Origin of the sequence: Massilioclostridium coli (assembly GCF_900095865.1) — a bacterium.
Taxonomy (GTDB): Bacteria; Bacillota; Clostridia; order Oscillospirales; family Ruminococcaceae; genus Massilioclostridium; species Massilioclostridium facile.
This window is the reverse complement of the sequence record NZ_FMIZ01000005.1, coordinates 203,595-224,573: the sequence shown is the minus strand read 5'-3', so window position 1 is coordinate 224,573 and position 20,979 is coordinate 203,595. Positions and strand designations below refer to the sequence as shown.

The window sequence follows — 20,979 nt, the reverse complement described above, 5'->3', positions numbered from 1 at the left end:
TTTAGAAGAAAAAATTTGTTGTGCTATTAAGCACCGAAATTGAGAGGTATCAATATGAAAAGTTTTAGCGATAGCTATAAACAGGCCGGCGTTGACGTAACCGCTGGTTATGAAGCTGTAAAATTAATGAAAAGCCATGTTGCTCGTACCATGACAGAAGGGGTTTTAGGTGATATTGGTGGATTTGGCGGATGTTTTGCCCCAAATATGGCTGGTATCAAACAGCCTGTTTTGGTTTCTGGCACAGATGGTGTTGGAACAAAACTGAAGCTGGCTTTCCTATTGGATAAACATAACACTGTCGGCATTGACTGTGTTGCAATGTGTGTCAACGATATTATCTGCTGCGGCGCCCAGCCATTACTGTTCCTGGATTATATTGCAGTAGGCAAAAATTATCCGGAAAAAATCGCTGATATTGTCAGCGGCGTTGCGGAAGGCTGTGTACAGGCTGGCTGTGCTTTAATCGGAGGCGAAACCGCTGAAATGCCAGGTTTCTATCCGGAAGATGAATATGATTTAGCCGGTTTTAGTGTAGGTATGGTGGACAAAGAAAAAATGGTGGACCCTACTTCTCAAAAAGCTGGGGATGTTTTGATTGCTCTTCCTTCTTCTGGCGTACATTCCAATGGCTTCTCCTTAGTCCGTAAAGTATTTGATGTAGAAAACGCTGATTTGAACAAAACATTTGACAGCTTGGAAAAACCATTGGGCGAAACCTTACTCACCCCAACTAAAATTTATGTAAAACCAATGTTGGAACTCTTTAAACAGGTTACAGTAAAATCTGTTTCCCATATTACTGGTGGCGGTTTCTATGAAAATATTCCTCGTTCCCTGCCAGACACATTATACGCTAAAATTGAAAAAAAAGCGGTACGTGTACTGCCAATCTTCCAGTTGATCCAACAAGTGGGGAATATTCCAGAACGGGATATGTTCAATACATATAATATGGGTGTTGGTATGTGTGTATCCGTTGATAAAAACGATGCGGACAAAGCGTTGGAAATCCTGAAAGCAAATGGCGAAGATGCTTATATCATTGGCGAACTGGCGAACGGGGAAAAAGGAATTGAAATCCTGGATTAAATAGTGGAATAAACAAAGGAGCAAAACATGAAAAAAATTGTTGTTCTTGTTTCTGGAGGCGGTACCAATTTGGGAGCGTTAATCCAGGCGCAAAAGGACGGCCTTATTGCAAATGGAACGATTAGCCTAGTCATTTCCTCTAAACCAGACGCCTACGCTTTAACCAGGGCAGAGGAAAACGGTATTCCAACGGTAGTTGTGGATCGGAAGGCAATCAATAATCCGGACGAGTTCGACCGCCGTATTTATGAGGAACTGGAAAAAGCCCAGGCGGATATTATCGTATTGGCTGGTTTTATGTACATCCTCAGCAGCAAGATTACATCCAAATACGCTTATAAAATCATCAATGTGCATCCTGCTCTGATTCCTTCCTTCTGTGGGGAAGGCTATTATGGGTTACGTGTCCACAAAGCCGCCCTGGATTACGGAGTAAAATTAACTGGCGCTACTGTACATTTTGTAAACGAAGTAGCGGACGGTGGACCAATCATCCTGCAAAAAAGTGTTCCAGTGGAAAACGGGGATACCCCTGAAACATTACAGCGCCGTGTAATGGAACAGGCGGAATGGATCATTCTTCCCAAAGCAGTAAGCCTGCTATGTGAAGATAAAATCGAAATTATAGACGGAAAAGTTATTGTAAAGGAGTAATTCCAGATGCAGATTAACCTTATAAAAGATTTACAGGAAAACAGCTATCCTGGCCGTGGTATTGTCATCGGGAAAACCCAGGATGGTACCCATGCGGCAATCGCTTACTTTATTATGGGCAGAAGCGAAAACAGCCGTAACCGTGTTTTTGTAACCGAAGGGAATGAGATGAAAACCCAGGCATTTGACCCTGCCAAATTGGTTGACCCTTCTTTGATTATTTATTATCCAATCCGTGTTCATGGAAACCAGACGATTGTCACCAATGGCGACCAGACCGATACAGTTGCGGAATTCTTAAAACAAGGTAAACCCTTTGAGGACGCCCTATGTACCCGTGAATTTGAACCAGACGCACCAAATTATACCCCTCGAATTTCCGGTATTGTTACAGTGGAAAATGGAGATATGTCCTATAAAATGTCCATTTTAAAAAGCGCTTATAATGATGGTAGCTCCTGCCAACGCTTTTTCTTTGAATACAGCCAGCCAATCAACGGCCAAGGGCATTTTATCCATACCTACCGCTGTGATGGAAATCCAATCCCATCTTTTGAAGGGGAACCTGACCAGGTGGAAATTCCAAATGATTTGGACACCTTTACCGAAACCATCTGGAACAATTTAAATCAGGATAATAAAGTTTCTTTATTCACCCGCTTTATTGATTTAAAAACCGGGGAAATCCAAACACGTATTGTCAATAAAAACAAATAGGAGGTAATGTTGTAATGGCAAAAGAATTGACCTTAAAATATGGTTGTAACCCCAACCAGGTACCTTCCCGTATCTTCATGGAAGAAGGAGAACTTCCTATCGAAGTATTAAACGGCCGTCCAGGCTACATCAACTTTTTGGACGCTTTAAACAGCTGGCAGCTGGTAAAAGAATTAAAAGAAGCAACCGGGCTTCCTTCTGCTGCTTCTTTTAAACACGTCAGCCCTGCTGGCGCTGCTGTTGGCACACCACTATCCGAAGTAGAAAAGAAAATCTATTTTGTGGATGATCTGGAACTCTCTCCTATCGCATCTGCTTACGCAAAAGCAAGAGGGGCTGATAGAATGTCCTCTTACGGTGACTTTGTGGCTTTATCCGATACCTGTGATAAAGAAACCGCTACCCTGTTAAAACGGGAAGTATCCGATGGTGTAATCGCTCCAGATTATACAGAAGAAGCGCTGGAAATCTTAAAATCCAAACGCAAAGGCAGCTACAATGTCATTAAAATCGACCCAAATTATGTGCCAAACCCAATTGAACGCAAACAAGTTTATGGCATCACCTTTGAACAGGGCAGAAACGAAATCAAGTTAAACGAAGAACTGCTGAAAAACTTCCCAACCCAAAATAAAGAACTGCCAGAGAGCGCAAAACGTGATTTGATTTTGGCGTTGATTACATTAAAATACACCCAATCCAACTCTGTCTGCTACGCAAAAGATGGCCAGGTAATCGGCGTTGGCGCTGGACAGCAATCCCGTATCCACTGTACCCGTCTGGCAGGAAACAAAGCGGATATCTGGTTCTTACGCCAGCACGAAAAAGTATTGAACCTGCCATTTAAAGCAGATATTCGCCGTCCAGATCGTGACAACACCATTGATGTTTACATCTCTGATGATTATGAAGACGTTCTGGCAGATGGAATTTGGGAACAGTTCTTTACCGAAAAACCAGAACCATTGTCCAGAGAAGAAAAACGCGCTTGGTTAGACCAGTTAACTGGTGTTTCCTTGGGCTCTGACGCTTTCTTCCCATTTGGTGATAACATCGAACGTGCTCACCGCAGCGGTGTCAGCTACATCGCTCAGCCAGGCGGTTCTATTCGTGACGACAATGTAATTGAAACCTGCGATAAATACGGTATTGCCATGGCATTTACCGGTGTCCGCCTGTTCCACCACTAATACCAAAGGAGAAAAGATCAATGAAAGTTTTAGTTGTTGGCAGCGGTGGACGTGAACATGCGATTATCCGCAAATTAAAAGAAAATAAAACAATCTCCCACATTTACTGTGCTCCTGGAAACGGCGGTATTTCCAAGGATGCGGAATGTGTTGACATCAAAGCAATGGATATCGAAGGGATGGTATCCTTTGCAAAACAAAACGGTGTTGAATTTGCCGTTGTAGCACCGGACGACCCTTTGGTTGCCGGTATGGTAGACGCTTTTGAAGCGGAAGGCATCCGTACTTTCGGACCAAATAAAGCCGCCGCTATTCTGGAAGGAAGCAAGGTTTTTTCCAAAGACCTGATGAAAAAATACCATATCCCAACCGCGAAATATGAGGTGTTTACCGATTCTGAACAGGCAATTGCCTATATTCAAGAGCAAAACACCTATCCAACCGTAGTAAAAGCGGATGGACTGGCATTGGGTAAAGGCGTTATTATTGCCGAAAATTTTGAACAAGCAAAAGAAGCCGTTGTTTCCATCATGGAAGATAAAATCTTTGGCGCCAGCGGAAGCCAGTTGGTGGTAGAAGAATTTTTAACCGGGCCAGAAGTTTCCGTATTATCCTTCACAGATGGACATGTGGTAAAACCAATGATTTCTTCCATGGACCACAAACGTGCCCTGGATGGGGATAAAGGGAAAAATACTGGTGGTATGGGTACTGTCGCACCAAATCCATACTACACTCCAGAAGTGGCACAACGTTGTATGGATGAAATCTTCCTGCCTACCATCCAGGCAATGAAACAGGAAGGACGACCATTTAAAGGATGCTTATACTTTGGCTTGATGATTACACCAAATGGTCCAAAAGTAATTGAATACAACTGCCGTTTTGGCGACCCTGAAACTCAGGTTGTACTGCCATTGTTAAAAACCGACCTGTTCGATATTTTCAATGCCATTTATGAAGAACGTTTGGCTGATCTGGATATTGAATTTTCAGAGGAATCCGCTGCCTGCGTCATCATGGCATCCGGTGGATACCCTCAAAAATATCCAACTGGATTGACCATCCACGGATTAGACGAAGATGGACAGGCTGACGACGCGATAATCTATCACGCTGGAACCAAATTCGATGGGGAATTTAAGACTGCTGGAGGACGTGTACTGGGCATCACTGCGCTGGGAAAAGACTTACAGCAAGCATTGGATCGTTCCTATCAAGTAGTAAATTCTATTTCATTTGAAGGGGCGCATTTCCGTAAGGATATTGGTCAAAGGGCATTAAAAGCGTTGGAAAAATAAAATAAAAAACCTACAGGAAATCTCCTGTAGGTTTTTTTCTTGCGTTGATAAATTGTTCTATAAGGAAAAATCTCTTAAAAGATTTTATCAGGGAATCTATGCTTTTCGCTATACAAAATTATTATATTCCCGTAAAAATATTTCTTTATGGAGGATTGTTGCTGTTGTTTTCAGATATTAAACTCGCATTATTATCATATTTTTACTGATAGTATCCCTAAAAACAAGATTAATCTATAACTGTATTTTAACATAATCCCCATTACAATCATCCACTTCTACCAATACCAGTTTTCCATACTGTTTTCTGGTCCTTTTTAACTCTAATGCCAACTGTTCCAGATCATTTCCATCAAAATAAGGCACCATGTTGTGGTGTTTCCCTACCTCTTTTAAAATCAAATTGGCAAGTTTATAGATTGCTTTTCCAGTTAGCAGGCGGTGGGGAATTCCAAAATAAAGTGGGATTTTTCCACGTTGTTTTATTACAATCTTCATACATTATTCCACTACTATCCGGACACGGTCGCCATCAGAAGAATCCACATCTACAATCTGACCGATTGCCCCGCTATCCACTAATTTTAAAATACTTTCTATGTCCAAATCACGCAACGCCTCATTTTGCGTGATTTGTGGCAATTTCATCCCAATGCTAATCCCCAAACGCACCAAAGGCATGGGCAGATTTACTCTAACACGGTCCCCTTTTTTCGAGTCCACTACCACTTTAAACATCATCTTGTCAATATCTACCCGCTGCTCTTCTGGTAAGATTACCGTTTTTGCTGTTGGTTGATCAGAAAACAATTCATCAATGGTCACATCAAATAGTTTTGCGATATCCGGCAGCAGCATAATATCCGGACAGGATAAATCGTTTTCCCATTTGGAAACCGCCTGGGGAGATACGCCGAGTTTTTCCGCCATCTCATCTTGTGTAAATCCATTTAATTTTCGTAATTCCGCAAATTTTTTACCTAGTGTTGTTTCCATGATTACTCACTCCTTTTTTGTTTATGCCTTTATTTTATCGGATTCCAGCTCAAAACAGAATGTACCATTGGTTGTATTTGCGGAAATCCTGTAAACCATCCGTTTGTTTTTTCCTCAACCAACAGTTGAGGAACTCTATAAAACCTATTATACCACGTTATCCGATGTTTTGATCCTCCAGAAATATTTTATTTTAAAAAATAAAATAATCCCTCATTTGCTAGATAGTCGCAAATGAGGGACCATTATTTTTATTTCCTTATTTGTTTAAGCCATTTACAATTTTTTCGGTATCCTGTGCAATTAAGAGTTCCTCGTTGGTTGGGATAACCCAAACCTGTACTTTGGAATTTTCTGCGGAAACTTTTGCTTCTTTCGCATTCATTTCCTCATTTTTAGCAGCGTCTATTGCAATGCCCATAAATTCCATATCAGAGCAAACATTGTAACGCAGTTCCGCATTGTGTTCCCCAATACCACCAGTAAATACAATGGCATCCACACCGCCCATCGCAGCCGCATAGGAACCAATATATTTTTTAATCTGGTAAGATTGGATTTCCCTTGTAATCTGGGCACGTTTATTTCCTTCTTCAGCAGCAGCTTTTAAGTCTCTGTCATCACTAGACACGCCGGAAACACCTAAATAACCGGATTTTTTATTCAGCAGGTCACTCATTTGTGCAGGTGTCAGGTTTTCCTTTTCCATAATATAAGTTACGACGGATGGATCAACCGCACCAGAACGTGTGCCCATTAACAAACCATCCAATGGAGTAAAGCCCATGGTGGTATCCACGGATTTTCCACCATCAATTGCAGTGATGGAAGAACCATTCCCTAAATGGCAAGTGATGATTTTCAGATCCTTGATATCTTTTCCCAACAAAGCAGCCAAACGGTTGCTGACAAAGCGGTGGGAAGTCCCATGGAAACCGTATTTTCTGATATTGTATTTTTCATAATATTCATATGGAACACCATATAAAAATGCTTTTGGAGGCATTGTTTGATGGAATGCGGTATCAAAAACAGCCACTTGTGGAGTGGATGGATCCAATACCTTTTCACATGCCTGGATTGCTAAAATATGTGCTGGATTATGTAATGGAGCTAAATCAGAAACTTTACGGATCACGTCAATTACCTCTGGAGTAATTAGAACAGATTCTGAAAAATATTCCGCTCCCTGTACAACACGGTGGCCAACAGCGGAAATTTCATCCATAGATTGGATCACACCATATTCTTTGCTTATTAACAGTTCCACAACTTTCTGGAACGCTTCGGTATGGGTTGGAAAATCACAATCAGATTCAAATTTTCTACCATCAAATGTTTTATGGGAAATTTCCCCACCAATTCCAATTCTACCGCATACCCCTTTTGCGATGACCTGTCCGTCATCCATATTGATCAACTGGTATTTCAGGGATGAGCTTCCTGCATTAGAAACCAAAATTTTCATATGTTATCCTCCTATTGTTCTGGTAAAAAACCAGTATATTTGCTATACTATATAATATTACAAACACCGGTAAATTTCAAGGCAAACCCTTAGATTCCACAAAAATTTCAAAGGAGAATCACAATGAAAGTAGCTGGCATTATTGCAGAATACAACCCTTTCCACAACGGTCATGCTTACCAAATCCAACAAACCAGAAAACAAGCTACCCATATCATTGCTGTCATGAGTGGCCATCTCACTCAACGTGGGTCTATTTCCTGTTATTCTAAATGGATTCGGGCAAAAGCTGCGATACAATCCGGCGTTGACCTGGTACTAGAACTTCCCACATCATTTGCATGTAGTTCAGCGGAACGTTTTGCTTTGGGGGGAATTGGACTTTTAGGAAGCCTGGGAATTGTGGATTGTATCAGTTTTGGAAGTGAATCCGGTGATATTTCCTCCTTAATGGAATGTGCAAACCAATGCCTTAATATCAACCAATCCCCAGAAATGCAACAATTATTAAAACAGGGGTTAAGCTATCCCGCTGCACGGAGAAGGGCACTTGGAAAAAAGGGATATTTACTGGATTTCCCTAACAACACATTGGGAGTTGAATATATTAAGGCCGCAAAACAGTTGGGTTTCCAGTTTGAATGGTTGACTATACAGCGCCAGGGAGCTAGCCATGACAGTGAGATACCAACCGGAGATTTCGCCAGTGCTTCCTATCTCAGAGGGCAAACTAGCTGGGAAAATTTTATCCCCCAAAACTGCCGAGATATTTATCAGCCCTCTCTGCGTTCCAATCCGGAACAGTTAGAGATGGTATTGCTTTATCTAATACGCACTACTACCAAGCAACAGTGGGCAGAGCTTCCTGATGTGTCCGAAGGCTTAGAAAACCGCCTTTACGAATCTGGAAAGATTGCCACATCTTCTGAGCAATTTTTATCTATTGTAAAAACAAAGCGTTACACGATGTCCCGTTTGAGGAGGATTTTATCTTACCGTTTCCTTGACATACAAAAAGCAAACCTAGAGTCCTCCCCTCTTTATGGCCGTGTACTGGGCATGAACCAAAAAGGAAAAGAATTGTTATCCAAAATCAGGACAGCCTCTACCATTCCAGTATCACCTGATTTTCCTAAATTAGCGCGACAGTTTCCCAAACAAGCAGCACTGGACAGCAAAGCGACCGATTTATTTTATATGACCACACCGCAAATCCAAAAAGCAGGGCAAGATTACCTTCAAAAACCAATAATACAATAAATCTACTTGATTTTTCCATCTCAAAACTATAGATAACGCAAAAGATGGAATGTGCTCCAATTTAATTTTTATGCTTTATCAAAAAGGAATTATTTTTGTTTAAACTGTAACTTTAGCAATTTATATTAGGAAGTATTCGTTTATACTGCCATGCTCAAAATACAAATGTTTGAGATAAATAAATACACTATTTTCGATGATAATACTTATTTAAATTTCTCAACTGTATATAATATCCTATTTAAGAAAAAGGGTTGGCATCTATCCAATGCCAACCCTTTTTCTTAACGAATAACAAACAACCATAACAATATAAAAGAAGGCAATACCAATAAAAATAGCAATCCTCCCATAATAAATAATGCGGTTTTCAGATTACCAGCATTAAAAATCGATTTTTCAGATAAACCATTGCGCATAGTATCCCCTCCTAGTTTTTTCCACTAAATTAAGTATACCATTTTATTTATAATTTCGCAATAGTTATTCATCATTTTATTAATAAAAAATTCTTATTTTATCGACAAATTCGCTGTCACTTTTCGTCTAAATACTGTGTTTTAACAATTCTTGCACTTCTGTTTGATTTAAATTCCGAATAATATGCCGTTTTGTACCTTCAGAATATGTGTAGATAACTACATCACAACAACCTGTACTTTTTTGCAATAAATTTTGGCGATATACAATTTTGGATACTTTTTCCCTTGGCATAGAAACACGGCAAAATAATAACCGTTTGGTATAGCTGGCTGTTAACATTCCCTGGCTATATCCAATCCCTGTATGGCTATAACTAATCATGCGGACAATCAAGTACAGCACCGGAATAATCTCAATCATAATTCCCACAAACAAAATTAATCCGCGGAACCCCGGAAAAAACAGATAAGATCCTGCAATAATAACCGCAAAAACAACAATAATAATAGTCGGGATAAAAATAAATCTTCTAAAATCCACTGGTTTTGGTTTAATATCCCGCTTTACAAATTGGATTTCGGGAAACAATAGATTAAGGTTTCGCATCGCTTCCCGCCGCTCTGCCGCTGGGATTAACACAGATGTCCCGTTTTTGAGTTTACCATATCCAGCACAATTGATATACACAGAATAATACCCCAATACTTTGGTAAACAAGGTTTGACGGATTTCTACCAAGTTAATCCTCCCAATATTAAAACAATAATATCTTGGGATTAGAATACCCGCACGGATTGTCATACTCTGATTTCGACGGTTGACTGAAAAATCTTTGTTGCGGATAATATTGAGCAAAAAAGCCAATCCCCATCCACCCAATAAAAGATATGCTAAAATAGCTGCCGCAGGTGGAATTCCAAACGCTAGTAGCTCCGCTATTTTTGTGAGATTCGTCACCAACATATCTTCAAACTCTTTCCCAAGCAGATTTCCGCTTTGGGAAATTAAAGTGGACGCAAACAAAACCCCTGTTAAACTATTCGAGGAAATCAAGGACAAAATAGCAATATACCACAATCGAGGGCTATAGATGCGTCCCATGTTTTTTGCATCTCCAACCAGTTTTTCCTGGGCATATTTTACTAAACGTTCGACATCCTTCCGTTTCATCACAAAAGATAAATCAGCTTGACGAACATTCCCTGCATCAGTATCCAACTTTACATAACTACCTCGTATTGGGGATAGATAAAAAGGATTTTCCACTGTGATGGAGGAAATCATTTCGTATGGGATAACATACTGTTGAATTAAAAATATTCCTTTATGGATATAAACGCCATCTTTTCCCACATAAAACGTATTAAAATACCAACTTAAATATCCAAAGAGTACAATGGCAACCAATACTAAAAGGTCCATCCAAGCGCCTTTCATCCAAACATATAAGTTTCCTCCAGAAAATAAAAAGCCACGCAACACTGGCAATAGTAATAAAAGCCAAAAACGAGAAGTATTGCGGATAATTTGGACAGGATGTGGGTGTTGAAATTCCATATTAGCCCCTTTCCGTCGTTAATTGCGCGACAATTGCTTCTGCTTGATTGAATGGTAGATAAGGAATATGCAAGTTTGCCCCCGTGGTTTTAACAGTAACAGAAGCAATCCCCAAAATCGGAGTCCAAGGGTTACAAATCAAAGCCACTGAAACAATCCTGTTGCGTTTTACAATATGTTGACGTTTTACAAAAACCCCAGTTTGATATGCCACATGGTTTTTTGTGAAACAGTATCCACTATTGCGGTATCGGGCTGGAAAATAAAAAACGGCAAAAAAAAGAAAAAGCACCAGTAAAGGGAGTAAAGTAACATACCACCAAATGGTATATTGCTGAATATATAAAAAAGGAAAAATAGATAATACAAACCAAATGATTATGCAAAATAAATCCTGTACAAAAATTGATTTTTTTGAAATAGGCCAAAATTTCATATTTCCACCCCCAAAATCAGTATATGGTATTTATTCCTATCACATACAGCTGATATACAAAGACACTCAGGAAATTTCTCCCGAGTGTCCCATTTCTGTTAGAAAGCAATCATGCAAATGAATATACCATAAAAATACTTTCTATCTGTATTTTTAACGAATACTATTTTGTTCCAAAAATACGGTCTCCCGCATCGCCAAGACCAGGAACAATATATTTGTGTTCATTCAAGCACTGATCCAAAGCAGCTGCATAAATCTGAACATCAGGGTGTTTTTCCTGCAATGCGTTCAAACCTTCTGGAGCAGCTACCAAACACATAAATTTAATGCTTTTACATCCACGCTTTTTAATTGCGTCAATCGCATCAATGGCGGAACCGCCGGTAGCCAACATTGGATCCAATACAATAACTTCCCTTTGGTCCATGTTTGGTGGCAATTTACAGTAATATTCATGTGGTACAAAAGTTTCTGGATCACGGTACATCCCAACATGCCCAACACGTGCAGCTGGAACCAATTTTAACATACCATCCACCATACCAAGTCCAGCACGTAAAATTGGTACAAACACAATCTTTCTACCAGCGATTACTTTGGTTTTTGCAATTGCCAAAGGGGTTTCAATATCCACTTCCGCCAAAGGTAAATCTCTGGTAGCCTCGTAGCACATTAACATTGCAATTTCGGACACCAATTCACGGAATTCCTTAAAACCAGTGCTTTTATCCCTTAAAATAGACATTTTGTGTTGGATCAATGGATGATCCATAATAACAGGTTTGTTCATTTGTATTTTCCTCCTTATTTGTTTTCCAACGCCGTAATTTTATTTACACGGAGCGCATGGCGCCCACCCTCAAATTCAGTATTTAAAAATAAATCCACCAGTTCACAAGCAGTACCAGGTCCAATTACTCTGCCGCCCAGGCAAAGTACATTGGCATCATTGTGTAAACGGGTATATTTTGCGGAAAAATGCTCGGAACATGCAGCAGCCCGGATTCCTTTTATTTTATTCGCAGCCATAGAAATACCAATGCCTGTTCCACAAATCAAAATTCCTTTTTCACATTCGCCAGCAACAATCGCATTACAGGCTAATTCCGCATAATCAGCATAATCGCAGGATTCTGTAGAATAAGTGCCATAATCTTTAAAGGGAATATTTTTCTCTTTTAAATAAGCCATAATTTCCTGTTTTAATTCAAAACCGCCATGGTCACTACCTAATGCTATCATTTTATTGATCCTCCTATTGATTCTGTTGTGCGGCTTGACGCATCCGTTCGGCCTGAGATAGCCGCAAATACGATGGCATCAATGCCTGAGCAGGTACTGCTTTTCCTTGTTGATATAAAACATGGGCACAAAGCCCTATACTGCTTGCGCGTTGTTTCCGCAAAGCAATGGGAGCCAGAACAAGCTGTTCCAGTTGCCCATCCATTTTATTATAACATAAATCCGCTCCATCACCAACTAAAATAATCTTTTGATGATATGTTTTCAGTTCTTCTGTTAGTTCCGCAATCGTAAGGGCACGGTCATCACAGAGCCGTTTTGGCTGTTCCCCTAGGGAATATAGACAATTGTATACTTGGTTACATCTAGCGTCCATAACTGCGCATCCAATTCCATCAAACCCCTGTAAATTCTGGATTAGCCCTTCTAAGGTAGAAACACCAATACATGGTTTGTCCAATACTTGGGCCATCCCTTTCACAGCGGAAATCCCGATCCGCAAGCCAGTAAAAGAGCCCGGACCAGAAGCAACCGCAAAAGCGTCAATTTGTTCCATGGAAATATTTGCGCAGGCCAACACCTGTTCTGCCATTGGCAAAAGGGTCTGGGAATGGGTCAGCCCTGTGTTGGTACTGAATTCCGCTAAAATTTCTGTTTCACTGCAAACTGCAACACTTGCCACTTTGGCGGAACTATCAAATGCCATGATATTCAAAAACGCTCATCTCCATCAATTGTAATTTCCCGGGTGGTTTCATCCAACCGTTTCAATTCTACAGTAATCGTGTTTTCTGGCAGATAATCGGCAATATTTTCGCTCCATTCAATCGCAAGGATACTGCCGTTTTCCAGATAATCAAAAAATCCTGTAAAGTATAGGTCATCCAATGTATTGATACGATACATATCAAAATGATACAGTGGAATTTTCCCTTGATACTCATTCACCAAACTAAAAGTAGGGCTAGATACTTCCCCTATTACTTGCAATCCCTCCGCAAGGCCTCTTGTAAATGCGGTTTTTCCTACTCCCAATCCGCCACGGTAGGCAATCACATCCCCCGGTTTTAGTTGCTGGGCAAACTGGCTCGCTACCTGTTCTGTTTCAGACGGGCTATGGGTAATAAACTGTTTCATATTAGAATAATCCTGTAATCTGGCCATCTACCACATCAATAGAGAGTGCTGCCGGCTTTTTTGGCAACCCTGGCATTGTCATGATATTGCCGGTATAAACAACAACAAATCCTGCCCCAGCGGATACTTTAACATCCCGGATGGTAATGGTAAAACCAGATGGACGTCCTAATTTCGAGGCATCGTCAGATAAAGAATACTGGGTTTTGGCCACGCAAATTGGAAGTTTACCAAAACCTAATGCTGTGATCTCGTCAATAGCTTTTTGTGCTTGTGGAGTAACGGCGACACCGTCAGCGCCATAAATTTCTCTTGCCACGGTTTCAATTTTTTCGTTGATTGTTAAATCTAAATCATACAAAGGTTTAAAATTTGCAGGTTTTTCACAGGCCTTGATTACTTTTTCCGCTAAATCTAAGCCGCCTTCTCCGCCTTTTGCGAATACTTCAGACAATGCGAATTCACAGCCAAGCTGTTCGCAGCAATCGCTGATTACTTTTAACTCCGCATCAGTGTCTGTACCAAACTGGTTGATTGCCACTACCACTGGAACACCATATTTGTGCATATTCTCAATATGTGCTTTTAAGTTGACAATACCAGCTTCAACAGCAGCTACATTTTCGGTAGTCAGCTCTGTTTTTGGAACACCACCGTTGTATTTTAACGCACGCACTGTAGCAACAACCACAACACAATCAGGAGATAATCCTGCATAACGGCATTTGATGTCAAAGAATTTTTCTGCCCCCAAGTCAGAGCCAAATCCTGCTTCTGTAATTGCGTAATCCCCTAATTTCATCGCCAATTTAGTCGCTTGTACCGAGTTGCACCCATGTGCAATATTTGCAAATGGACCTCCGTGCATAATGGCTGGGGTATTTTCCAATGTTTGTACCAGATTTGGTTTGATTGCATCTTTTAATAAAGCTGTCATGGCACCTTGTGCCTGTAAGTCTCTTGCATAAACTGGGGTATTGTCATAACGGTAAGCGACTAAAATATTGGAAAGGCGCTGTTTTAAATCCTCAATATCGTTTGCCAAGCAAAGAATCGCCATAATTTCACTAGCTACTGTAATCTGAAATCCATCTTCGCGGGGGATTCCATTTACTTTCCCACCTAATCCAACGTTTACATACCGCAAGGCACGGTCATTCATATCCAAACAACGTTTAAAAAGGATTCTCCTTTGGTCGATCCCCAATTCATTTCCCTGTTGCAGATGGTTGTCAATCAATGCGCAAAGCAGGTTATTCGCCGCAGTAATAGCGTGCATGTCCCCTGTAAAATGTAGGTTGATATCCTCCATTGGTACCACCTGGGCGTAGCCACCACCAGCTGCGCCACCTTTAATGCCAAATACAGGACCAAGGGAAGGTTCCCGCAGAGCTAAAACCGCTTTTTTCCCCATTTTACACATGGCTTCTCCCAAGCCAACACTGGTCGTTGTCTTTCCTTCGCCAGCAGGAGTTGGATTAATTGCAGTGACTAAAACCAGTTTACCATCCGGTTTTGTGCTAAAACGTTGTTCCGCTTCTGCTGAGATTTTCGCTTTGTACTTCCCGTACAATTCCAAATCATCTTCGGTTAACCCTAACTGTTCTCCAATTTTTGTGATTGGAAGCATCTTTGCCTGTTGAGCAATTTCAATATCCGTTAACATAGTATCTCTCCTCTGCTTTGCCTGAATAATCTTTACCTGTACCGCCTAAAATCATTTCAGGCATAATTATTTCTGACGATATTCGTTCCAGTCAGATAGAAAAATTAAAGTTGCATTTATTATATCACATTTTTGTGAATAGTGCTACTAAAAGGTTGAATTTTCTACTGGTTATCGATATAATAAAATAGAGTTCATATCGAAAAATCGAATAAAATTCAGGATCGATTAATTTGGGGAATTTTTGATGAAAAATTTTGTTTTTAAAATTGGAAGTGCCATACGAGACTATGTCCGGGAAACGGACAAGATGTTATTGGTGATGGCAATTATGTTATCTATTCTAAGTTGTACATTACAATATTCATTGGCAACCGCTGGTGCTATCCAATGGAGGCCGTTTTATATGCAAATAGCTTCTAGCTGTGTGGGAATTGTAGCAGCAATCATTATCTCTTTAATTGATTACCATACCCTAGCAAAATTATGGAAGCTTTATGTGCCCATTATTTTAATTTTAATTGGATTGACTTTGTTTACCCCATTGGGTTCTATGAGAAACGGAGATGGTATGGGATCTGATGACCGTATCCTTTTGAATATTGGTTTTATGGACATTCAACCATTTGAATTCTTAAAACTTGGATTTATCCTTACGTTCTCGCTTCACGCCTCGTCTGTGAGAGACCATATTAATCAGCCAAAAACCCTGTTGTTCTTAATTCTGCATGGATTGGTTCCCATTGGATTGGGCTTCCTATCTGGAGACTATGGAACAATGTTAGTGTTCATTTTGATTTTCCTTTGTATTTTATTCACCTCTGGATTAAGTTGGAAACTAATTCTTCCCGGTTTGGGGGCAGCGGTAATTGCTGGATTTGTCTTTTTTAATTTCGTCATGGATGATTACCTACAAAAGAGATTTTTGTTATCGGACGAATATCTATATGAAAATAGGCTTGGAGATACGTTACAACAGTACTGGGGTAAAATTACCTTGGGTTCCGGCCAATTGACCGGAAAAGGGCTTTTGTCAGATAAATTGATTACCACTACTCCAGAATTGTACAACGATTTTATCTTTGCCCATGTAGGCCAGGTATTCGGTTTTGTTGGTTGTATTGCCCTGGTAATCTGGATTATGGTAATGTGTATCAAACTCATTATCAACGCACGTTCGGCGGATGATCCATTGGGATCCTATATTTCTGTTGGTGTATTTGCTGTGCTGTTTTTCCAGTCAGTTATTAATATTGGAATGGTGCTTTGTGTTCTTCCGGTTATCGGTATTCCATTACCATTTGTCAGTGCGGGAGGGACATCCGCTTTAACCACCTATATGATACTAGGGCTTGCCCTAAGTGTCCGAATGAATACAACAAAAAAAGACCATTTATTTTAATTATAAAAGGAGATTATTATGCGAGTAATTACAGGCACCGCAAAAGGTCGTAAACTCATTACCTTAGAAGGAATGGATGTCCGTCCTACAACCGACCGTGTAAAGGAAGGGCTTTTTAGCATTATCCAATTTGACCTTCCTGGTGCGATGGTATTGGATTTATTTGCCGGATCTGGCCAATTAGGAATTGAAGCATTAAGCCGTGGGGCAAGCACCTGTGTATTTGTAGACCAGTCCAGAAAAGCGCAGGAGGTACAAAAACAAAATTTACAACACTGTAATCTAATGAGTAGGGCCAGAGTTGTATTAAATGACGCCCTTACATTTTTAGCTGGCACAAAGGACCAATATGATATTGTCCTAATGGATCCACCTTATCATAAAGAAATGATCCCGGCCGCACTACAAGCTTTAAGTGGAAAATTAACCGAAAATGGCGTTATTATTTGTGAAACCGGTATCCGCGATGAACTCCCTGAACAAGTTGGAGAGTTCCAGCAGTACCGTACTTACCAATATGGAAAAATCAAATTGACAACCTACCGTATGGTAGAAGCTTAAGTGTCCAAGACAAAGGGAGCGTGGAACAATGAGAAAAATTGCAGTATGTCCTGGCAGTTTTGACCCAATTACCAAAGGGCATTTGGATATTATTAGACGTGCCAGCCAGTTATTTGATCGTGTGATTGTTTTGGTGTCTGTTAACCCAGATAAAGACGCCACTTTTTCCGCTACGCAGCGGATGGAATTTATTGAACGGGCCACTGCGAACCTACCAAATGTAGTAACCGATTTTAGCGACGGCTTATTGGCAGACTATATGCGTGACTGTGGTGCGTGCGCAATTGTAAAAGGATTGCGCGCAGTTTCGGACTTCGAATATGAATTCCAGATGGCAATGGCAAATAAAAAATTAAATCCAGATGCGGAAACAGTATTCTTAACTACTCAGGGCGAAAATATGTACCTTAGTTCCAGCCTAGTTCGCCAAATTGGGCGTTTAGGTGGGGATATCAGTACCTTTGTACCGCCGGAAATTTTACATGATATTGAAACTGGATTGAGGAAAAAATAATAAAGAGCATTAAAAAAAGAGGGGGTTATTGTTGTGAATATCAACGAAATTTTGGATACCATGGAGGATATGTTGGAGCAAGCTTGGTCTTTGCCATTATCCGGTGGAAAATCTGTTGTAAATGTGGAGCGAATGCTGGATTTAATCAGTGAAATTCACCTGCAGCTGCCAAAAGAGATTAAACAATCTAAAATGATTGTTGCAGATCGACAAGATATTATCAACGATGCGAAAAAAGAAGCGGAACAGATTATCCGGGATGCGGAATTAAAAGCAAAACGACTGGTTTCGGATACCGAAATCCTAAAAGAAGCAAAAACCCGTGCAAACCAGATGTTGACTCAAGCACATAACCAATCCAATGAGATTAAGCAAATGACCAATGAATATGTGGAACGAGTTTTGACGAAATCAGAGGAAACTCTGTTAACCAATCTGCAAGAATTAAAAGGTGCCCATGCGGCAATCCGAAAAAGTTCAAAATAATAAAAGGCAGCCAATTGGCTGCCTTTTATTATTTCTTATTTTTTGCTTATTTCGAATCAACTATATCGAAATATTCATCTTGTTTTCCATCTAGGGTAAGAGTTCTACTCGTCTGTTATCTTGATAAATTACCTATATTGCGGATCTTGTAATAAAGACAAATGGATAAATCGTTCAAAATTGCCTAATTCATAATGGAAAGAGAGGATTTGGATATATCTACTACTTTAAGCTTTTTATTAATAAGTACCTAGAAGTTTATACATCCTTTGAACTACACATAATAGATTTTTTATGAACTGAAAGAGAAATCCTCTTATGTCGAATTGGAATTGCCACTAACATAACATCTCCTCACCGCTATAAAATAGCCGTATCAGATGGGAACAAGTTATGCTGCTATCATAACTTTTTAGCCATTATTATCGTTGTATTACTCTTTTTCCCCCGATTAAACTGAGGGATTTTCTTCACATCTAAAACACCATAAAAAATCCAGATGAAAAATTTCATCTGGACTTATATTTGTATAATTATAGCACTTTTGATAGGAAATCTTTTAAACGCGGATGTTGTGGATTTGAAAAGAATGCTTCTGGTTCATTTTGTTCCAATACCTTACCGCCATCCATAAACAGGACACGAGTTCCAACCTCACGGGCAAATCCCATTTCATGGGTTACTACCACCATTGTCATCCCAGCTTGGGCAAGTTCTTTCATAACTTCCAGTACTTCCCCAACCATTTCAGGGTCCAATGCAGAAGTTGGTTCATCAAACAGCATAACTTCCGGATTCATCGCCAACGCACGAACAATGGCAATCCTTTGTTTCTGCCCACCGGAAAGCATGTTTGGATATTCTTCCGCCTTATCGCGGAGCCCAATCCGTTCCAGTAGCTCATAAGCTTTTTGATCAGCTTCTTCTTGAGTCATCAATTTCAATTTTACAGGTGCCAGTGTAATATTCTTTAATACGGTTAAGTGTGGGAATAAATTAAAATGTTGGAATACCATCCCCATCTTTTGACGAACCTGATTGATATTACATTTTTTATCTGTAATTTCAGTTCCATCTACAAAGATTTGTCCACCAGTGGGCTGTTCCAACAAATTCAAACAGCGTAAAAAAGTACTTTTACCAGAACCAGATGGTCCGATAATAACAACTTTTTCCCCTTTTTCAATGTGCTCATTAATGCCACACAATACATGGTTGTCACCAAAAGATTTTTGAAGATTTTTAACGTCTATCACTTTTCGCCAACCTCTTTTCCAATTTTTTCATCAACAAGGATAACAGCATCACCATAACAAAATAAATCAATGCAGCAGCAATCAGTGGGAAAAACGCATCATAAGTTCTGCTACGCACAAAGTCGCTGGCTTTGGTTAAATCGGTTAGTGGAATAAAACCAACAACAGAGGTCTCTTTTAACAAAGCAATAAATTCATTTCCTAATGCAGGCAAGATATTCTTAATGGCCTGAGGCAAAATAATATACCGCATAGTAGACATCCTACTTAGTCCCAAAGAGCGACCAGCCTCCATTTGCCCTGGGTCAATAGAACTAATACCTGCACGCACAATTTCGGATACATATGCACTGGAGTTAATACCAAAAGCCATAACAGCTACAAATAATGTATTACTTACAGATACCAGAATGATATAATACATAATCATAACCTGTAGGACAACTGGTGTTCCTCGCACAATTGCGACATAAACACTAAGGATTTTATCCAATATTTTTAATTTTCCTGTTTGGGCAGTATATACTTTACATACAGCAATCAATACACCTAGAGCAACGCCAACCAATACAGCAAAAATAGAGATTGCTACAGTTGTTCCCCAACCTTTGAGGAATAATACCCAGCGGTCATCCGTTACAAACGTAGAGATAAACTTTTGAACCAATGAGTCCATAAAATCCACAAACCTCCTTTAAAATGCCACAAATACAGCAGGTGAAGCCGCCTGCTGTATTGTTTTTTATGATTTCCAATCTACAAAAATTATTGAACCTTTGCTGCACCAGTATGTTCCAAAATGAATTCGTCAATTTTACCTTCTTCATCTAATTTTTTCAATACATCGTTAATAACATCTAATAATTCTTGGTTCCCTTTTTGTACAGCAATTGCATATTCTTCCTGTGTGCTGCTACCATCTGCATAAACCAGTTCTGTACAGGTCATATTATCATTTACCGCAACAATATTTTCAGCTGGCAGTTTGTCAATTACTACAGCATCCAAGTTGCCATTGTTCATGTCCAAAGCTGCTTCTAATGCAGATTTGTATTGAATTACTTCAGCACCACTGCCTTGTAAAACACCTTCTACATTGTTACCATCATCATCTTGATAGCCATTGATCTCATCTGTTAAAATCAAATCTCCAGTGGTGCCCATCTGAACGCCCATCTTTTTGCCTTTTAAATCTTCAATGTTATTTACAGTTACACCTTTTTTAGTGATTACATACTGTACAGAAGTTGCATAAGTATCAGAGAAATCCATATTTTGTTTTCTTTCCTCTGTTACAGTAATACCAGCAGCGGCAATATCAGCTTTACCAGTAGAAATAGCGGTTAATGCACCATCAAATGTAACATTGTCAATTTGCAATTCCACACCCAATTCATCCGCGATTGCCTGTGCGATGTCAGCGTCAACGCCAACTACTTTATCTCCATCGCTTACATATTCAAATGGTGGGAATGCAGCATTGGTTGTCATAACCAGTTTACCAGATTTTTTAATAGATTCTACCGATGATTTTTCTCCGCCACAACCAGCGAAAGCTCCCAGAGCTAATACTCCAGCCAATAATACAGCGACTAATTTTTTCATTACATAATCCTCC

The 20,979-nt window shown here is 39.9% G+C and carries 24 protein-coding genes; 10 read left to right on the top strand and 14 right to left on the bottom strand.

The genetic code is table 11. From position 1 onward, the window contains the following. Nucleotides 1–54 precede the first annotated feature (54 nt). From purM to purD, 5 genes are read left to right on the top strand one after another with little or no spacing between them, the layout of a single operon-like run. Complete coding sequence (gene purM / locus BQ2683_RS01585; protein WP_069986977.1) at nt 55–1,092, top strand: phosphoribosylformylglycinamidine cyclo-ligase; 1,038 nt, start codon at nt 55–57, stop codon at nt 1,090–1,092. 27 nt (nt 1,093–1,119) lie between these two features. Beyond that, the gene (gene purN / locus BQ2683_RS01580; RefSeq protein ID WP_069986976.1) at nt 1,120–1,746 is read left to right on the top strand and encodes a phosphoribosylglycinamide formyltransferase; all 627 of its coding nucleotides are present in this window, start codon (nt 1,120–1,122) and stop codon (nt 1,744–1,746) included. A 6-nt stretch (nt 1,747–1,752) separates the two neighbouring features. Further along, nucleotides 1,753–2,463, top strand: a complete 711-nt coding sequence (locus BQ2683_RS01575; RefSeq protein ID WP_069986975.1) for an IMP cyclohydrolase — start codon at nt 1,753–1,755, stop codon at nt 2,461–2,463. A gap of 14 nt (nt 2,464–2,477) precedes the next feature. Continuing rightward, a complete protein-coding gene (locus BQ2683_RS01570; RefSeq protein WP_069986974.1) occupies nt 2,478–3,653 on the top strand; it encodes a phosphoribosylaminoimidazolecarboxamide formyltransferase in 1,176 nt (391 codons plus the stop codon). A gap of 20 nt (nt 3,654–3,673) precedes the next feature. Next, nucleotides 3,674–4,954, top strand: coding sequence for a phosphoribosylamine--glycine ligase (gene purD, locus BQ2683_RS01565; protein ID WP_069986973.1), 1,281 nt, complete (start codon nt 3,674–3,676; stop codon nt 4,952–4,954). 234 nt (nt 4,955–5,188) lie between these two features. Here the strand turns inward: purD and BQ2683_RS01560 are convergent, their stop codons facing one another. The 3 genes from BQ2683_RS01560 to BQ2683_RS01550 form a co-directional block, all read right to left on the bottom strand. Continuing rightward, nucleotides 5,189–5,452 carry a hypothetical protein gene (locus BQ2683_RS01560; RefSeq protein ID WP_069986972.1) on the bottom strand — a complete coding sequence of 88 codons (264 nt, stop codon included), beginning with the start codon at nt 5,450–5,452 and terminating at the stop codon, nt 5,189–5,191. A gap of 3 nt (nt 5,453–5,455) precedes the next feature. Next, nucleotides 5,456–5,950 carry a helix-turn-helix domain-containing protein gene (locus tag BQ2683_RS01555; RefSeq protein WP_069986971.1) on the bottom strand — a complete coding sequence of 165 codons (495 nt, stop codon included), beginning with the start codon at nt 5,948–5,950 and terminating at the stop codon, nt 5,456–5,458. A 259-nt stretch (nt 5,951–6,209) separates the two neighbouring features. Continuing rightward, complete coding sequence (locus BQ2683_RS01550; protein ID WP_069986970.1) at nt 6,210–7,418, bottom strand: acetate/propionate family kinase; 1,209 nt, start codon at nt 7,416–7,418, stop codon at nt 6,210–6,212. 123 nt (nt 7,419–7,541) lie between these two features. On the opposite strand from BQ2683_RS01550, the gene BQ2683_RS01545 reads away from it, so the two are divergent. After that, nucleotides 7,542–8,678, top strand: coding sequence for a tRNA(Met) cytidine acetate ligase (locus tag BQ2683_RS01545; RefSeq protein ID WP_069986969.1), 1,137 nt, complete (start codon nt 7,542–7,544; stop codon nt 8,676–8,678). Between the two features lie 284 nt (nt 8,679–8,962). On the opposite strand, the gene BQ2683_RS13710 is transcribed toward BQ2683_RS01545, so the two are convergent. From BQ2683_RS13710 to BQ2683_RS01510, 8 genes are all read right to left on the bottom strand, one after another. Continuing rightward, nucleotides 8,963–9,097: a hypothetical protein gene (locus BQ2683_RS13710; RefSeq protein WP_268873765.1), complete on the bottom strand. Its 135-nt coding sequence runs from the start codon at nt 9,095–9,097 to the stop codon at nt 8,963–8,965. A gap of 127 nt (nt 9,098–9,224) precedes the next feature. Beyond that, nucleotides 9,225–10,658 (bottom strand): PH domain-containing protein, encoded by a 1,434-nt coding sequence (locus BQ2683_RS01540; RefSeq protein ID WP_069986968.1) that lies wholly within the window; start codon nt 10,656–10,658, stop codon nt 9,225–9,227. A 1-nt stretch (nt 10,659) separates the two neighbouring features. Continuing rightward, the gene (locus BQ2683_RS13865; protein WP_069986967.1) at nt 10,660–11,094 is read right to left on the bottom strand and encodes a PH domain-containing protein; all 435 of its coding nucleotides are present in this window, start codon (nt 11,092–11,094) and stop codon (nt 10,660–10,662) included. Between the two features lie 163 nt (nt 11,095–11,257). Beyond that, on the bottom strand, nt 11,258–11,887 hold the full coding sequence (gene upp / locus BQ2683_RS01530; RefSeq protein WP_069986966.1) for a uracil phosphoribosyltransferase: 630 nt from the start codon (nt 11,885–11,887) through the stop codon (nt 11,258–11,260). Nucleotides 11,888–11,901: 14 nt separating this feature from the next. After that, a complete protein-coding gene (gene rpiB, locus BQ2683_RS01525) occupies nt 11,902–12,339 on the bottom strand; it encodes a ribose 5-phosphate isomerase B (RefSeq protein ID WP_186996986.1) in 438 nt (145 codons plus the stop codon). 13 nt (nt 12,340–12,352) lie between these two features. Continuing rightward, nucleotides 12,353–13,045, bottom strand: coding sequence for a tRNA (adenosine(37)-N6)-threonylcarbamoyltransferase complex dimerization subunit type 1 TsaB (gene tsaB, locus BQ2683_RS01520; RefSeq protein WP_186997137.1), 693 nt, complete (start codon nt 13,043–13,045; stop codon nt 12,353–12,355). A gap of 5 nt (nt 13,046–13,050) precedes the next feature. Beyond that, complete coding sequence (gene tsaE / locus BQ2683_RS01515; RefSeq protein ID WP_069986963.1) at nt 13,051–13,476, bottom strand: tRNA (adenosine(37)-N6)-threonylcarbamoyltransferase complex ATPase subunit type 1 TsaE; 426 nt, start codon at nt 13,474–13,476, stop codon at nt 13,051–13,053. Nucleotide 13,477: 1 nt separating this feature from the next. After that, nucleotides 13,478–15,142 carry a formate--tetrahydrofolate ligase gene (locus BQ2683_RS01510; protein WP_069986962.1) on the bottom strand — a complete coding sequence of 555 codons (1,665 nt, stop codon included), beginning with the start codon at nt 15,140–15,142 and terminating at the stop codon, nt 13,478–13,480. A gap of 247 nt (nt 15,143–15,389) precedes the next feature. Between BQ2683_RS01510 and BQ2683_RS01505 the strand changes: the two genes are divergently transcribed. From BQ2683_RS01505 to BQ2683_RS01490, 4 genes are read left to right on the top strand one after another with little or no spacing between them, the layout of a single operon-like run. Next, on the top strand, nt 15,390–16,544 hold the full coding sequence (locus BQ2683_RS01505; protein ID WP_069986961.1) for an FtsW/RodA/SpoVE family cell cycle protein: 1,155 nt from the start codon (nt 15,390–15,392) through the stop codon (nt 16,542–16,544). Nucleotides 16,545–16,562: 18 nt separating this feature from the next. Further along, a complete protein-coding gene (gene rsmD / locus BQ2683_RS01500) occupies nt 16,563–17,105 on the top strand; it encodes a 16S rRNA (guanine(966)-N(2))-methyltransferase RsmD (protein WP_069986960.1) in 543 nt (180 codons plus the stop codon). 28 nt (nt 17,106–17,133) lie between these two features. After that, nucleotides 17,134–17,619 carry a pantetheine-phosphate adenylyltransferase gene (gene coaD, locus BQ2683_RS01495; protein ID WP_069986959.1) on the top strand — a complete coding sequence of 162 codons (486 nt, stop codon included), beginning with the start codon at nt 17,134–17,136 and terminating at the stop codon, nt 17,617–17,619. Nucleotides 17,620–17,652: 33 nt separating this feature from the next. Next, nucleotides 17,653–18,105 carry an ATP synthase subunit B family protein gene (locus tag BQ2683_RS01490; RefSeq protein WP_069986958.1) on the top strand — a complete coding sequence of 151 codons (453 nt, stop codon included), beginning with the start codon at nt 17,653–17,655 and terminating at the stop codon, nt 18,103–18,105. A 533-nt stretch (nt 18,106–18,638) separates the two neighbouring features. On the opposite strand, the gene BQ2683_RS01485 is transcribed toward BQ2683_RS01490, so the two are convergent. From BQ2683_RS01485 to BQ2683_RS01475, 3 genes are all read right to left on the bottom strand, one after another. Continuing rightward, nucleotides 18,639–19,361: an amino acid ABC transporter ATP-binding protein gene (locus BQ2683_RS01485; RefSeq protein ID WP_069986957.1), complete on the bottom strand. Its 723-nt coding sequence runs from the start codon at nt 19,359–19,361 to the stop codon at nt 18,639–18,641. Further along, on the bottom strand, nt 19,348–20,037 hold the full coding sequence (locus tag BQ2683_RS01480) for an amino acid ABC transporter permease (RefSeq protein WP_069986956.1): 690 nt from the start codon (nt 20,035–20,037) through the stop codon (nt 19,348–19,350). The genes BQ2683_RS01485 and BQ2683_RS01480 overlap by 14 nt, the downstream gene beginning before the upstream one ends. An 89-nt stretch (nt 20,038–20,126) precedes the next feature. Then, complete coding sequence (locus tag BQ2683_RS01475) at nt 20,127–20,966, bottom strand: transporter substrate-binding domain-containing protein (RefSeq protein ID WP_069986955.1); 840 nt, start codon at nt 20,964–20,966, stop codon at nt 20,127–20,129. Between the last annotated feature and the right edge of the window lie 13 nt (nt 20,967–20,979).

Excerpts from the sequence above, each read along its gene's own strand:
- purM (WP_069986977.1), top strand. The coding sequence starts at position 55 with ATGAAAAGTTTTAGCGATAGCTATAAACAGGCCGGCGTTGACGTAACC.
- coaD (WP_069986959.1), top strand. The coding sequence starts at position 17,134 with ATGAGAAAAATTGCAGTATGTCCTGGCAGTTTTGACCCAATTACCAAA.
- tsaE (WP_069986963.1), bottom strand. The coding sequence starts at position 13,476 with ATGAAACAGTTTATTACCCATAGCCCGTCTGAAACAGAACAGGTAGCG.
- tsaB (WP_186997137.1), bottom strand. The coding sequence starts at position 13,045 with ATGGCATTTGATAGTTCCGCCAAAGTGGCAAGTGTTGCAGTTTGCAGT.
- BQ2683_RS01505 (WP_069986961.1), top strand. The coding sequence starts at position 15,390 with ATGAAAAATTTTGTTTTTAAAATTGGAAGTGCCATACGAGACTATGTC.
- purN (WP_069986976.1), top strand. The coding sequence starts at position 1,120 with ATGAAAAAAATTGTTGTTCTTGTTTCTGGAGGCGGTACCAATTTGGGA.
- BQ2683_RS01555 (WP_069986971.1), bottom strand. The coding sequence starts at position 5,950 with ATGGAAACAACACTAGGTAAAAAATTTGCGGAATTACGAAAATTAAAT.
- BQ2683_RS01570 (WP_069986974.1), top strand. The coding sequence starts at position 2,478 with ATGGCAAAAGAATTGACCTTAAAATATGGTTGTAACCCCAACCAGGTA.
- BQ2683_RS13865 (WP_069986967.1), bottom strand. The coding sequence starts at position 11,094 with ATGAAATTTTGGCCTATTTCAAAAAAATCAATTTTTGTACAGGATTTA.
- BQ2683_RS01575 (WP_069986975.1), top strand. The coding sequence starts at position 1,753 with ATGCAGATTAACCTTATAAAAGATTTACAGGAAAACAGCTATCCTGGC.
- BQ2683_RS01510 (WP_069986962.1), bottom strand. The coding sequence starts at position 15,142 with ATGTTAACGGATATTGAAATTGCTCAACAGGCAAAGATGCTTCCAATC.
- rpiB (WP_186996986.1), bottom strand. The coding sequence starts at position 12,339 with ATGATAGCATTAGGTAGTGACCATGGCGGTTTTGAATTAAAACAGGAA.
- BQ2683_RS13710 (WP_268873765.1), bottom strand. The coding sequence starts at position 9,097 with ATGCGCAATGGTTTATCTGAAAAATCGATTTTTAATGCTGGTAATCTG.
- BQ2683_RS01545 (WP_069986969.1), top strand. The coding sequence starts at position 7,542 with ATGAAAGTAGCTGGCATTATTGCAGAATACAACCCTTTCCACAACGGT.
- BQ2683_RS01560 (WP_069986972.1), bottom strand. The coding sequence starts at position 5,452 with ATGAAGATTGTAATAAAACAACGTGGAAAAATCCCACTTTATTTTGGA.
- BQ2683_RS01480 (WP_069986956.1), bottom strand. The coding sequence starts at position 20,037 with ATGGACTCATTGGTTCAAAAGTTTATCTCTACGTTTGTAACGGATGAC.
- BQ2683_RS01550 (WP_069986970.1), bottom strand. The coding sequence starts at position 7,418 with ATGAAAATTTTGGTTTCTAATGCAGGAAGCTCATCCCTGAAATACCAG.
- BQ2683_RS01475 (WP_069986955.1), bottom strand. The coding sequence starts at position 20,966 with ATGAAAAAATTAGTCGCTGTATTATTGGCTGGAGTATTAGCTCTGGGA.
- BQ2683_RS01540 (WP_069986968.1), bottom strand. The coding sequence starts at position 10,658 with ATGGAATTTCAACACCCACATCCTGTCCAAATTATCCGCAATACTTCT.
- purD (WP_069986973.1), top strand. The coding sequence starts at position 3,674 with ATGAAAGTTTTAGTTGTTGGCAGCGGTGGACGTGAACATGCGATTATC.
- rsmD (WP_069986960.1), top strand. The coding sequence starts at position 16,563 with ATGCGAGTAATTACAGGCACCGCAAAAGGTCGTAAACTCATTACCTTA.
- upp (WP_069986966.1), bottom strand. The coding sequence starts at position 11,887 with ATGAACAAACCTGTTATTATGGATCATCCATTGATCCAACACAAAATG.